This is a genomic window from Geobacillus subterraneus (assembly GCF_001618685.1).
Taxonomy (GTDB): Bacteria; Bacillota; Bacilli; order Bacillales; family Anoxybacillaceae; genus Geobacillus; species Geobacillus subterraneus.
Genome location: NZ_CP014342.1, coordinates 1,314,041 through 1,327,144, shown reverse-complemented (window position 1 = coordinate 1,327,144; position 13,104 = coordinate 1,314,041). Strand labels below are relative to the sequence as shown.

Sequence of the window (13,104 nt, the reverse complement as noted above, 5' to 3'; positions counted from 1 at the left end):
TATGATATGTTTGTTTTAAATACCGCTTATCCCAGCTATGGTGATCCGAGCGCATCAATCTGCCTTGTTAAATGCCAAACAGGTTCAACGGCTTGCTGCCGATATAAGAGACGACGCTCTTCGTTTCGGTGTACAAATTCAACGTTTCCAGTGCCAGCTCACGGCCAAATCCTGACTGCTTGTACCCGCCAAACGGCGTGCCCGGGAAGGCGGAAATCGGCGAGTTGATCATGACAATCCCTGCCCGGATGCGCGAAGCGACGCGATGGGCTCTTCCGTGGTCTTTCGTCCATACGGCCGACCCTAAGCCGAAAATCGTATCGTTCGCCTGCCGGATGACGTCTTCCTCATCGCGAAACTTCATGACGACGACGACCGGCCCGAAAATTTCTTCCTGCGCCACGCGCATATCGTTTGTGACGTTTCCGATCACCGTCGGCATATACCAGTAGCCTTTCGCAAACTCGTCGCCTTCCGGAACTTTTCCGCCGTACAGCACTTCGCCGCCTTCCTCAACCGCCAGCTTCACATAGCCGTCGATCACTTGCTGATGGCTTCGCGAAATGACCGCTCCCATATGTACCCCTTTTTCAAACGGGTTGCCGACGCGGATGCGGGAAGCTTTTTCAATAAATTTCTCCATAAATTCGTCGTAAATGGCTTCGTGGACAAACAGCCGTGAGCGTGCCTCACACGACTGCCCTGTATTGTAAAAAATACCGTAAAGTGAACCGTTGACAGCCGCTTCTATATCGCAATCATCAAACACGATATTTGGCGATTTTCCGCCAAGTTCGAGCGTCACCCGTTTCAACGTCCCAGAGGCGCGCCGCATAATGTCTTTGCCGGTTTCTGTCTCCCCGGTGAAAGCCACCTTATCAATCCCCGGATGTTCGGTCATATATGGGCCGATTTCGGAACCGCTTCCTGTAATCACGTTAACGACGCCATCGGGAACCCCGGCCTCTTGGCAAATTTCCGCCAACATATAAGCGGTAATCGGCGTGTAGCTTGCCGGCTTTAACACGACCGTACATCCCGCTGCCAATGCCGGAGCTATCTTCCAAGCTGCCATCATCAGCGGATAGTTCCACGGGATGATTTGGCCGCATACGCCGACCGGCTCTTTTACCGTATAGTTGAAAAATCCGTTCGGCACTTGGTTTGTATCTCCCTGCAGCGTAATCGCCGCGGCCGCGTAAAATTCAAAATCCTCAATTGCCTGCATAATTTGCCCTTTCGCCGCATCGACCGTTTTGCCGCTATTTAGCACTTCGGCATACACTAAATCGTTGAACCGCTCTCTCATGAGGTTGGCGATTTGATTGAGCAAACGCGCGCGTTTTGCCGCCGTCATTTTCGGCCATTTGCCCGACTCAAATGCCGTACGCGCCGCTTCGACAGCACGGTCCACATCCGCTTTTGTCGCCTTGGCGACCGTCGCAATCACTTCTTCTGTCGCCGGATTGACCGTTTCAAACACTTCACCGTTGCTGCTTTCAACATACTGGCCGTTAATAAACAGCGGATAATGCTTCTTGATCGTCATCAATGGTCTCCCCTTCCTCATTGGCATCGTTTCTCCATCTCACCCGCTCAAACACACTCCTGCATTGATGGCAATAATATTGCGACACAAGCTGAGCGGTTCCAAACATCGATAACGGCGCTACATTCGCTGAACCGCAAAATGAACAGCGTACCTCCTTACGTGCCGGCATCCGTCAGACACCTCTTTGTGATTATTATGTTTTGTTTAATATCGTCTGTTTAACATAATACTATTAAACTAACAACGGTTTGTCAATTACAAAACTAAAAAAAAATGAAAATTTACACCATTCTTTTTTCAGAAACATTCCCACCCTCATTCTTTCTGAGAATGAGAAAACTCAGCCCAGGACGACCAATTCTTTCACCCTCACTACCGTCCGGCCATCTGCCTCCTCTATTCACGTTTCTGTTCTACGGAATGAAGACGATCGCTTAAATTTCCATAAAAAATGAGACGGTGATACACACCGTCCCGCTACTTCCGGTCGCTCCATTTTATTATTTTCCGACAAAACGTTCACACATCCGACTCGCGGATTTCCTGCATAGTTTCCCCTTCAAGCAGCGACAACATCCATTCTTTTAGGTCGATGACGCGCAAATGCTTCGGCGCTGAATCCGTTCTGGCGACGATCATCGGCACGAGCGAATCGTGGCGGTGCAATGCGCCGTGGCTCGCCCCGCCGACATGGGTCGGCGACCCTTCACCGATAAATTCAAACCCCGGGGCGGCGCTGACAATCAGAAACGTCCCGCGATGCGACGTCAAAGAACTATACAGCCGAGCCAACGCGTCGGGATAATCGCCGTACGAAATGCGCCCGCCGCTGGCTGTCAAATCGAGCACGCCTAGGTCCCCTTGAACATCCCATCGCTGCCCGTACTCATCCGTTTGCACCCCGTTTGGCCGAAACGTGAGCTTTCCGCTCCGAACGCCTGAAATGACGTGCGCCGCGTCTTTCTCCAGCCAGGCGATGACATCAATCCGACCGTCCTGTCGCAGCGTCTCGGCAAGCTTCGCCAGCGAAACGCGGTGCAAATTGAGTGTATAAATAAAGGCCATGCGCTCATTGACCGCCAGCACAATTTCATCGTCTTCCTTCACCCCGCATTTTAATGCCATAATTTTGTATGAGCGAAGCAGCTGGCGCAAGTCGATGAGCGCTTTCTTTCGGTCGGCGCGGATCGGTGCTTGCCCGTTATCCCCCATGATGATCCAGCATTTGTCGTAAAGCGCTTCCTCCCAGCTCGGGTAACAGTGCAGGATAGCTTGCAGCTGCTTGTCCGTTTGGGCGATTCCTTTTGTATCCATTGGTCCGTGCTTATGGACGATTTTGTCCATATCCGGAAAATAGACAATGGTAAAAGGCGGCAAACGGTCTGCCCGGATGAGATGAACGAGCTCTTGAGCGGAAAAACGGTTGTTAAATCCATACTTTTGCCAAAAGTGGCCGTTCTGGTTTGAAGGGCCAAGCCGCGCAAATGATCCGTATGTAAACAAACAGGTTCCTTTCGTTTTCCGACAGCTGCGAAATGGCTTGAACAACGTAAGCAGCGCCGGCAGGCGAAGCGGATGATCCGTATTTCCACGATACAAAAGGGCATTAATTGAGGCGCTTTCCTTCCCTTTGGCCGCCAGCTCCTCGTGGATGGTAGCGATGCTCTGGCTTAAATGTTCGTTATTCAAGCGGTAGACCACATCATCAAGCGCCCGCAAAAGACCAAGTTTCCATAACTCCCGCACATGACTTCCATAGTTGATCAGCCGCTTCTCTTCGTCATGAAACCAAACAAGTCCAGGCACCCGGTGGATGTCCGCATACGTTCCGGTCAAAAGCGAACTGTCGACCGTGACGGACATCGTCGGAAAGGCGGTCACTACGTTCGGATATACCGCCCCTTTTTCCATAAAAAACTGGAAAGCCGGAGCTACCCCTTCGCTCACCGCCTTCTCGAGGGCGGGATACATTAATGAATCAATGATCAACAGAATGACCCGTTTTGGCATTCTTCATCCCCCTTTCGCTATACTTCCGCCAAGCTGCGGCAGAAAGCGCCTTCCTACAGCGTTAGTTTAGCCAATATACATAGACGGAAAACGAAGCAGGGCATGCTAAAATGAAAAGAAAAAGCCGGCAGGCGCCATGCTGCCGGCCGATTGAGCAAAGGGGCAACCGTCATTATTTTTTCTCTTCGTCTCCCGGCCGCCAAGGAGCCATTTCTTCGGCGAATTCTGCTGTGGCAAGCCGCGTCGTTCCCATCCGGCGCCCCATCCAGCGGTTTAAGCCGCGAATCATATTTTGCACCGGCCCCCTGGGCATCGGTGCCATGCGCGCACCTCTTCTGGCGCCAAGCATCGCTGCGGCAGCTGCACCGAAGCCTAAGCTGACGAGGGCCCATATCGCGTTATTGTTTCGCCGCCGTCCGGGGAGCATTCGCCATTGATTCCATAGACCACGGCCGCGCCGAACGGCGAACAGGCGGAATAAGCGATCCATCGCACGTACACCTCCTTTGCCTAACGGCTTCTGTTCAACGGTTAGCATACGTTGCTGACGGAAAGTCATACGTGGAAAACGTTAACGGACACGGGCGGTCCGGCTTGGTTAAAAAGCTGTATCACAATAATTCGAAATATGTTGAATTTCATCACTAGAAAGGCAAAACGGGCATCCTACAAGCATCTTCCCTCCCCAATGGCTTTCATCCCCTCTTTGATGGAGCCCGACCATTCCTTCCCTTTTCTCCGGACTTGCAAACTTTCCATATATTTGACTATTTCCATCCCCTTGTCTTGCACCTATACTTAGTTTCGTATACATTTACACAGCAGGGGGCATCTTAATGAAAAAAGTTCTTCCTTTCGCTCTGGCAGCCTCTGTGGCCGCAGCTTCATGGCCGGCCTCAGCATTCGCCATTGAGCGCAACGACCCGGCTTTAGCCCAATATTTAGACGAAGTCAATCTTACCGTCGAAGAGCTGGAAAATTACTTAGACTATGAGGGGGATACGCTCGACGATTTTGACGGCGTCGACGAACTTCGCAGTGAACTTGGCGAACCGCTGACAGAAGAAAACTTGGCGCAGCTGCTCGCAAAATATGGGTTAACCGAGGAGCAACTCCGGCAAATGCTCATTGACAACGGAGAAATTGAGGCTGATGACGCGATTACGGATGCATTTATATTTTCTGATGATTTAAAAGAGTATATCGAGTTTTTCAAAGACTACTCGATCCCGATTACGGACGAAACGCTGGCTGACTTTCTAAACGAGCGCGGAATGACAAAAGAGGAGCTTATGGCTTTGCTCAGCCGACACGGTGAATCGGTGAATGATTACGGCTCCATCGGCGAGTTAAGTGATATGGTCGACTATTATGAAAGCTTAACTCCGCTCACCGATGAGACATTAAACGAATTTTTGCAAGAGATCGGCATGACGAAGCCGCAACTCGAAAAACTGTTAGCCAGAAACGACGATTCGCTTGATCACTATACGACCATCGAGGAGCTCTCGGAAGCAGTCGTCGATTACTTGCTTCCTGATTTGGACGAACTTGGCTTGACAGAAGCGGAATTAGAGAAGTTATACAGCCATTTTGAGTCGCTCAATATGGAAGACCCGCAATTTGCCGAGAAAATGGAAGGAATAGGGAGACGACTCGAGGCGATCGGCGCGTACGACTTTGCGAGCATCACGGAACTCTCGCCGGCGCAAATTGCCGAAATCGCTGATGTATGGAATGACCTCCTCGCTGCCTTTCAATTGGAAGCGAAGTTTTATTTGACAAAAGACGGTGAGAAAAAGCCGCTGAGCTTATCGGCGCTGCTAGCGATGGAATCGGCGAATGGCTATGATTTGCTTGTTGAAATTTACAGCACAGAAGGCGGACTGCTTGCTGATGTTGTCATGAATGAAGAAATGTTTGCCTCCGACATTTTCGATGAAATCGGTGAAGACCTGCAAGACGCAGGACAAGCGGCGAAAATCGAAAAAGTGGTGAAGCCGGCACCGCCGAAGCCGTTGAAGCGAACCGAAGCCGGGGCGAAACTGCCGAAAACGGCCTCCCCATATGCGACGCACATGCTGTTTGGCTTGGCCTTAATCGCTGCCGGCGCATTTCTTGCCCGCTTCCGTCGAGAAACCGAGGCGAACTAAATGAACCGTCGACGGATGGTGCGCCTCTTCGGAGCAGGCTTGATAACAGCCGGGGTCGCCTTAGTCAGCGTCTACGGGGTCAAGTGGAAAAACAGCCTTGAAGCAGTCAAACCGCTGCCAGCGAAAACGGAACAGCAAATAGGCGCTATACCTGTTAAGGCCCCTGCTCCGCTCTACCCGGACCGACCGAAAACAGGTGAACAAATCGGTGAACTCATCATCCCGAAGCTCAACGCCAGCTTGCCGATTTACCACGGCACAGATGAGGACGAGCTGGAAAAAGGGGTCGGCCATTACGCCGGGAGCGTCCTGCCGGGCGAAGCGGACAACTGTGTCCTCGCCGGCCATCGCGATACAGTCTTCCGCCGGCTCGGCGAAGTCGGCCAAGGCGATATCCTCATCGTCCGCACGTCTGCCGGTACGTTCACCTATAACGTGCGCAAAGTGCGCATCGTTGACGCCGATGACCGAACGGTCATCGTTCCTAAACCGAAAGCGACGCTCACTGTTTCAACGTGCTACCCGTTCCGCTACATCGGTTCTGCCCCACAGCGGTACGTGCTCATCGCCAACTTAGTCAATGAGCGCTCTTAATCTTGTGAAAAGCGAAAGGATGGCCGAAACAGAGGCCATCCTTTTTACTTCACTTCGTATGCCGTCCATGTCGGCTTTTTCATTTTCGCCGACAATGAAATAATTTTCCCTTTCACGCGGTTCGCTTCTTTTCCCGTAAGCGGCATCGGCTGGTAGTTGTTTCGTATCGTCACTGACGAGATACGGAACGGGATGACGCGAATTTCTTTCTTTGCCGTGCGCTTGCCGTTTTGGAAAGAAAATGTCTGCTGGAAGACAAACGTATCTTTGTCGCTCGGGTTTTTGTTTCCGCCAAACAGAAAATTGCCAAGGCTGTAAACGATGAATTTGCCTTTATACTCTTCAATCCCCTGAACGACGTGCGGATGGTGGCCGACGACCAAATCGGCGCCGCTGTCAATGGCAAAGCGGCCGAGCGCCTTTTGGGTGCTGTTTGGCACATAGCTTCGTTCGACCCCCCAGTGAAAATGAACGAGGACGAGATCGGCTCCTTGGTTCCGCAAGGCGCGAATGTCACCAGCAATTTGTTTGCGCAATGTGCTTGTATTGCTCCAGCCTTCATAGCCGAGCGCTCCAATTTGAATGCCTTTGACAGTTTTCATCAGCCGGAGCGTTCGGCCGAAATAACCGACCTTTTCTTTTTTGAGATTAGCGATCGTATCTTCATACCCTTTTTGCAAATAATCGTATGTATGATTATTTGCCAAGTTCACGGCATCAATGCCCCCGTATGTTAAAATTTTCGCATAACTCGGGTGGCCGCGGAAACGAAACGTTTTGCTTGCCTTACGCGTTGCTGTCGTCAGCGTCGTTTCCAAATTGACGGTCGTAAAATCATCGTTTTTGAAGATCGGCTCAATATACTTCGTAAAGTAGCGCAAGCCATGCCGCTTCGCTTCATCGTCAAACGAATACGCATAGCCGTAATTTTCGTCGCGTCCAAGCGTCACATCGCCCGCTGCGCTTACCGTGATGCGCACTTCGTTCGGCGCCGCTCGTTTCGCTGAGGCGAGCGCTACCGCCGCTTTGTCAGCCGGACCGGGCAGCGGCGGATGCATAGCCGCCGTCTTCACCGCCCCGTTCCGCGCCGCTAACACTTCTTGGGCGCCGCGTTCAGGTACGTTGCTGCATGAAAATAAAAATAATGACAAAAGAAATGCAAGTGCTGCGTTTCTTCTCCTAACAACCAAGTTCATTCTCCCTTCCCCTATCGATCAGCCGTTTTTTAACATAATTCCGAAAGAAGTCTCCCACTTCAAAGGGGTGAAGGGCGTAGCCCAACGATCATGATGTATCTGCTCTCCCCTCTCCTCAAAAACGTCTTCGGTAGCCTTCCCGCGGTCATCTGAACCGCAAACCGATCCGCTTTATAGTTTTTCGACACACTTCCCTTCTCTTCCTTCTTTTGTCATTCTTTTTCTCGATTAATTGTTGAGCCATTTATGGATGATGGCCCGCCTTGTCTATGGTATAATGAACATGCAGGCATTTCCTCCCCGCCCTCGCACGTTATACTCCTCTGCCTTTCTGCTCCGGAAATGCCCCGAATGATGTGATCGAAGGGAGGTGCTCCCATGCAGGAACAGCTTCTTCACCAATTGACGGAACTGGTGCAAAACCTAGCGAACGATATGGCTGCGATCAAGCAAGACATGCAGACGATGAAGCAAGATATAGAAACCATGAAGCAAGACATGGAAACCATGAAGCAAGACATGGAAACCATGAAGCAAGATATGGAAACCATGAAGCAAGATATGGACACTATGAAGCAAGAAGTACAGGCAGTAAAACAAAAAGTAGACAAGCTTGAGAAACGAATGGACAAGCAAGAAGAAGAACTTCATTGGCTGAAAGAACAAGTGAAAGAAAATACGGAAATGGTCAAGGCCGTCCGCGACAACCAGCTTGAACAGAGAAGCATTCAAGATGCCATGCGCCATGACACCGCCGCCATTCACGGAGAGATCGTCGATATTCGCACACAAATGGCGACAAAAGAAGACATCTCGCTCATTCATCAGCGGCTCGACTATCAAATTAGCCGCATCGCCCGTACGGAAGAGGAGATTCACTTGCTGAAAACGGCGAACTAGCAGGCACAACGTTATTGCTCCAGGAAAACGTCTCCCTTTTCCATTTGTTTTGCCACCGACTCGGCGATAAACCGGACGATCCGTTCTTTCGCACGCCATCTCCGCGCTTTGCGGGCCGGATCAATGCCATGGGCTAGCATAAGCTGTTTCAGCACAGGCACTTCAAGCGGCTGCAGGCATTGGCCGGCCTTTTGGCGACAGGAGGATGCGGATCTCCCGCTGATTTACGAAAAAGCCACACGGGATCAACCCGTGTGGCCTTGCTTGCATCCTCAATACGGCACTTCAATCAGTTCTCCCGTTGCAATGCTTGATTCGTTTCTTCCACTGCTTGATTGAGCGCCTCTTGCGGATCAACCCCTTCATATAACCGTTCCATCGCCTTCACCACATGTTGCCGCGATTCCGGAAAAACTGTGATTAGCGCCCCTTGGGTGGCAGGGGTTGATTTTGTTTCATGCAGCTGGTCAACGGTCACTTTTAACTGCGGATATGTTTTCCATTCATCTTTGACAAGCGGTTCCTTATAGGCAGCGGGGTTAATGGCAAAATAACCCGTCCGCACGTGCCATTCCGCTTGAACCGGAGCGGTTGTCAAATATTTCATGAACTCCCATGCCGCCTTTTGTTCCTCTTCGCTGCTTCCTTTCATCATCCAAAGTGAAGCCCCTCCGATGACGACGCCTTGGCGTTCAACACCATCCGGAACAGGCAAATAGGAGACGCCAACATCAAATGGTGAATGATTGATCACTGTTTTGACACCAGCGGACGAATCCAAGTACATCGCTACCTTCCCAGCCTGAAAGGCAGCACGCATGTCGTCCCAGTTTTGACCGGCGTTATAAAACGTGCCGTCTCGATGCATATCGCGGATCAACTCAAACACCCGTTTTCCTTCCTCTTCGTTAAACACCGCTTTCGTTGCATCGCCGCTTCGACCGTTATCGTTGTTCACATACAATCCACCTTGCACCGCCACCATCTCTTCAAAAAACCAGCCATAGTTCAAAATCGAAAACCCATATTGCACCGTTTCGTTTCCTTTTTTCTTCGTCAACTTTTTCGCCGCTTCTTTCAGCTCGCTGTAGGTGAGCGGAGGGTTCTCAGGATCGAGCCCGGCCTCGCGAAATGCATCTTTATTGTAAATCAACACAGGCGTTGAGGAGTTAAACGGCATCGAGTAAATGCGGCCATCAACGGTATAATAGCTGACAATGTTTTTCTCCCATTGCGAAACGTCATACTTATCCTTATCGATCCATGTTTGCACGGGAACGATTTGCCCGCTGTCAATCATATATTTCGTTCCGACTTCAAACGTCTGCATGATCGTTGGCGCCTCTTCCGTCCCAGCTACCGTGTTCCATTTCGTCAGCGCTTCCTCATATGTACCTTGAAACACAGGCTTTACCTCAATTTCCGAATGGGTTTGATTAAAATCCGCTACAATGTCATGTAACACCGTCTGCAAGTCCCCGCTCATCGAATGCCAAAACACGACTTCCGTCTTTTTACCGGCCGCCCCCCCATTGGAACCGACGCTTGAGCATCCTGCTCCAAGCCATACTAAAGCCAGTAAAACAATCAGCACGTTTCTCACCTTTTTCTCCTCCCCGCTATTGAATCGCTCCTTGCATAAACCCTTTGCGCAATTGCTTCTGGCCGGCAAACAACAGCAGCAATGTCGGCAGCATCGCGACGACAGCCGCTGCCATGACGACCCCCCAGCTGCTCGCAATCTCCTGCGTCTGTAGCTGTTTCAGCCCAATCTGCACGGTGCGGAAGCGGTCATCGTTCGTAACGAGCAGCGGCCATAAATACATATTCCAAGCATCTAAGAAACTATAAACAGCTAACGTCACCAATCCCGTTTTCGAAAGCGGAAGCACGACGCGGCAAAAAAAGCGGAAATTCCCGATGCCGGACAGACGGGCCGCCTCGTACAGCTCATAAGGAATTTGGCGAAACTGCTGCCGCAATAAAAAGATGCCAAATGCCATCGCCCAAAACGGCACCGTTAACCCTAAGTAATCATTCGTCCAGCCGAGCTGCTGGATCGTTAAAAAATTCGGAATGACAGTCGCCTCCCACGGAACAAGCATCGTTGCAATGCAAACGTAAAACCATAGATCTCGGCCCGGAAAACGGAGAAACACAAAGGCAAAAGCAGCCAAGCTCGAAACGATCAGGCGCCCGACCGTAATCACTGAGGCGACCAATACACTATTGAACAAATAACGACCAAGCGGCGCCTGTTCAAAAGCCGCTTGATAATTGACCCACTCCCAGCGATCAGGCCATAGATGCCCCGCCAAAATACCGGCTCCATCCATGAAACTCATCAAGAGAGCATAGACCATAGGAAATAAGAGAAGCACCGAACATAAGCATAACACCCCATAATCTAAAGCTGTCCGCACCGCTCTCATTGATAGTGCACCTTCCTCTCAGCAAACCGAAACTGCAAAAATGTGATTACGGCGATGATTAGAAACAATACGATCGCCTGGGCACTCGCGAAACCGAACTGGTAGTTGACGAACGCTTCCCGGTAAATGGCATAAACGAACACATTCGTGGCATCGACCGGTCCGCCTTTTGTTAAAAAGTCGATTTGTCCAAACGTTTGCAACGCTTGAATGAGCGAGACAGTCGTGACAAAAAACAATGTCGGCGATAGCAGCGGCACGGTCACCGCCCATAATTGGCGCCAATAGCTAAATCCGGCAATGCGCGCGCTTTCGTACAAGGACGGGTCGATGTTTTGCAGGCCGGCTAGCAACAACAAAAAGGTAAACCCAATATTCATCCATATCGTTGCTACCGCCACCGCATACAACGCCGTATCGGGATCAAGCAGCCACGAAACAGGGGTTAAGCCGACCGTAGACAACAAGCGGTTAATGATCCCAATCGCTGGGTTGTACATAAACAGCCAAATGACAGAAGCGGCGGCCACGCTCATTCCCATCGTAGAAGCGAAAAACGTTCGAAAGATCCCGATTCCTTTCCGCTTTTCATGGACGAGCAGCGCCAGACCGAACGAAATCACGATTGTAGCCGGGACAGTGAGCGCCGCGAATAGAAACGTCGTCTTTACGCTATGCCAAAACGTCTCGTCTTGAAACAAGGCGGCAAAATGCGCTAAACCAGCAAATTCCGTCGGCTTCCCTTGGTAGTCTGTATGAAACACACTTAAGTACAACGTTCGACCTAACGGATAAAATAAAAATATACCGAACAGAAGAAGGGAAGGGAAAAGGTACATCATTCCTTCCAACCATGACTTCACGGTTGTTTGCCGAGCCGCCTGTTTTGCTTGAGCCGGCCATGGCGATGGCGGAAAGACCGGCGAAACACGTTCATTCATCCGTCAATCCGCACCTCCTCCCTCCTGATCGGGGGCCCGATCCGTTGCCCGTGCTCATCGAAAAAGAGCAGCGCTCGCTCGTCAAACGAAAATGATGCCAATTCCCCTAGTCTTATGTTCCATTGTCCGTTCCATCGTGCCGTCCAATGAAGATGCTTCGTCAGCTCAAACGTCACGAACGTCTCATTGCCAAGCCATTCGATATGGACAACTTTGGCTGTCACATGCCCCTCGCCTAGTTCTGCTCGATAGATATGCTCCGGGCGAAGGCCGATCGTCACCCGTTCCACCTTAGGCAAAGGGCGGTGCATAAAACGAACGGGCCGCTCGTTTTGCAATAGCAGCGAATGTTCAAGTACGTGCGCCTCTGCCAAGTTCATTGGCGGCGTTCCGATAAATGAAGCGACAAACGTGTTATCTGGGCTATTGTAAATATCGAGCGGAGCGCCAACTTGCTGCGGGCGTCCGGCATGCAAAATCATCACCCGGTCTGCCATCGTCATTGCCTCTGTTTGATCGTGAGTGACATAGATGACCGTCATGCCGAGCTGCCGTTGCAAGCGGCGAAGTTCACTGCGCATTTTAGCCCGCAGTTTCGCATCTAAATTGGAGAGCGGCTCGTCCATTAAACAAAGCGGAGTTCTTGCAACGATCGCCCGCCCTAAGGCGACACGCTGGCGCTGTCCTCCTGATAGCTCCCGCGGCTTCCGCTGCAATACGTCCGTTATCCCAAGCATTTCTGCCGCTTCCATGCAGCGCCTCATTTGTTCTTCTTTCGACACCTTTTGCGCCTGCAAGACGATTCGCATATTTTGCTCCACCGTTAAATGCGGATATAACGCATAGTTTTGAAAAACCATGGATAATTGACGGGTGTGGGGCGGCCAGTCGTTCGCTACCTGCCCGTCGATCAATACGTAACCCGACGTCAGCGATTCAAGGCCGGCAATCAGCCGCAAAATCGTGCTTTTGCCGCATCCTGACGGGCCAACAAGAGCAAAAAACTCTCCTGATTCAATCGCCACACTCACATTCTCCACAGCCCGCTTTTTTCCATCATACGATTTCGTCACTTCGACAAGCTCAAGAAACGCCATTCCCTTCCCCCCTCTTTTTCTGTTTTCTATTCCATCGTAATCCATTTTTGTAAATACTGTCTGAACGTACTTTTCGATTTATGTAAATATTTCGTAATTGAACGTTCTTCCCTGCGCTAACACTTTAAATTTGGAGATTATTGTCCCTCCCGCCCTTCGGAGGACGGTTCACCAAGCTGTCCCCGTACGTCCCTCGGTTGGGCTGACTTATAAGTCTTCCCGGTTTAGG

At 50.9% G+C, this 13,104-nt stretch carries 12 protein-coding genes; 3 read left to right on the top strand and 9 right to left on the bottom strand.

Annotated elements, in window-relative coordinates:
* Positions 1 to 67: 67 nt before the first annotated feature.
* From GS3922_RS06615 to GS3922_RS06605, 4 genes are all read right to left on the bottom strand, one after another.
* On the bottom strand, positions 68 to 1,549 hold the full coding sequence (locus tag GS3922_RS06615) for an aldehyde dehydrogenase family protein (RefSeq protein ID WP_225995624.1): 1,482 nt from the start codon (positions 1,547 to 1,549) through the stop codon (positions 68 to 70).
* Positions 1,515 to 1,658, bottom strand: a complete 144-nt coding sequence (locus GS3922_RS18515; protein ID WP_470303237.1) for a hypothetical protein — start codon at positions 1,656 to 1,658, stop codon at positions 1,515 to 1,517. Before GS3922_RS18515 ends, GS3922_RS06615 begins: the two co-directional genes overlap by 35 nt.
* Positions 1,659 to 2,071: 413 nt before the next feature.
* Positions 2,072 to 3,562, bottom strand: a complete 1,491-nt coding sequence (locus GS3922_RS06610) for an alkaline phosphatase family protein (protein WP_063165702.1) — start codon at positions 3,560 to 3,562, stop codon at positions 2,072 to 2,074.
* Positions 3,563 to 3,734: 172 nt separating this feature from the next.
* Positions 3,735 to 4,052: a hypothetical protein gene (locus GS3922_RS06605; RefSeq protein WP_063165701.1), complete on the bottom strand. Its 318-nt coding sequence runs from the start codon at positions 4,050 to 4,052 to the stop codon at positions 3,735 to 3,737.
* Positions 4,053 to 4,398: 346 nt separating this feature from the next.
* Here GS3922_RS06605 and GS3922_RS06600 point away from each other — a divergent pair, with 346 nt between their 5' ends.
* Positions 4,399 to 5,715, top strand: a complete 1,317-nt coding sequence (locus tag GS3922_RS06600) for a processed acidic surface protein (RefSeq protein ID WP_063165700.1) — start codon at positions 4,399 to 4,401, stop codon at positions 5,713 to 5,715.
* The gene (locus tag GS3922_RS06595) at positions 5,716 to 6,309 is read left to right on the top strand and encodes a class D sortase (protein ID WP_063165699.1); all 594 of its coding nucleotides are present in this window, start codon (positions 5,716 to 5,718) and stop codon (positions 6,307 to 6,309) included.
* A 44-nt stretch (positions 6,310 to 6,353) separates the two neighbouring features.
* Here GS3922_RS06595 and GS3922_RS06590 read toward each other — a convergent pair whose 3' ends face one another.
* On the bottom strand, positions 6,354 to 7,505 hold the full coding sequence (locus tag GS3922_RS06590) for a CapA family protein (protein ID WP_063165698.1): 1,152 nt from the start codon (positions 7,503 to 7,505) through the stop codon (positions 6,354 to 6,356).
* Between the two features lie 378 nt (positions 7,506 to 7,883).
* Here GS3922_RS06590 and GS3922_RS06585 point away from each other — a divergent pair, with 378 nt between their 5' ends.
* Complete coding sequence (locus tag GS3922_RS06585; protein ID WP_089134992.1) at positions 7,884 to 8,405, top strand: hypothetical protein; 522 nt, start codon at positions 7,884 to 7,886, stop codon at positions 8,403 to 8,405.
* Positions 8,406 to 8,694: 289 nt separating this feature from the next.
* On the opposite strand, the gene GS3922_RS06580 is transcribed toward GS3922_RS06585, so the two are convergent.
* The 4 genes from GS3922_RS06580 to GS3922_RS06565 are packed head-to-tail and all read right to left on the bottom strand — an operon-like array spanning position 8,695 to position 12,875.
* Positions 8,695 to 10,008 (bottom strand): ABC transporter substrate-binding protein, encoded by a 1,314-nt coding sequence (locus GS3922_RS06580; RefSeq protein ID WP_063165697.1) that lies wholly within the window; start codon positions 10,006 to 10,008, stop codon positions 8,695 to 8,697.
* 16 nt (positions 10,009 to 10,024) lie between these two features.
* Entirely contained in the window at positions 10,025 to 10,837 is an 813-nt protein-coding gene (locus tag GS3922_RS06575; protein ID WP_063165696.1) for a carbohydrate ABC transporter permease, read from the bottom strand.
* Positions 10,834 to 11,778 (bottom strand): carbohydrate ABC transporter permease, encoded by a 945-nt coding sequence (locus GS3922_RS06570; protein ID WP_063165695.1) that lies wholly within the window; start codon positions 11,776 to 11,778, stop codon positions 10,834 to 10,836. The genes GS3922_RS06575 and GS3922_RS06570 overlap by 4 nt, the downstream gene beginning before the upstream one ends.
* Positions 11,775 to 12,875, bottom strand: a complete 1,101-nt coding sequence (locus GS3922_RS06565; protein WP_063165694.1) for an ABC transporter ATP-binding protein — start codon at positions 12,873 to 12,875, stop codon at positions 11,775 to 11,777. Before GS3922_RS06565 ends, GS3922_RS06570 begins: the two co-directional genes overlap by 4 nt.
* Positions 12,876 to 13,104: the final 229 nt, after the last annotated feature.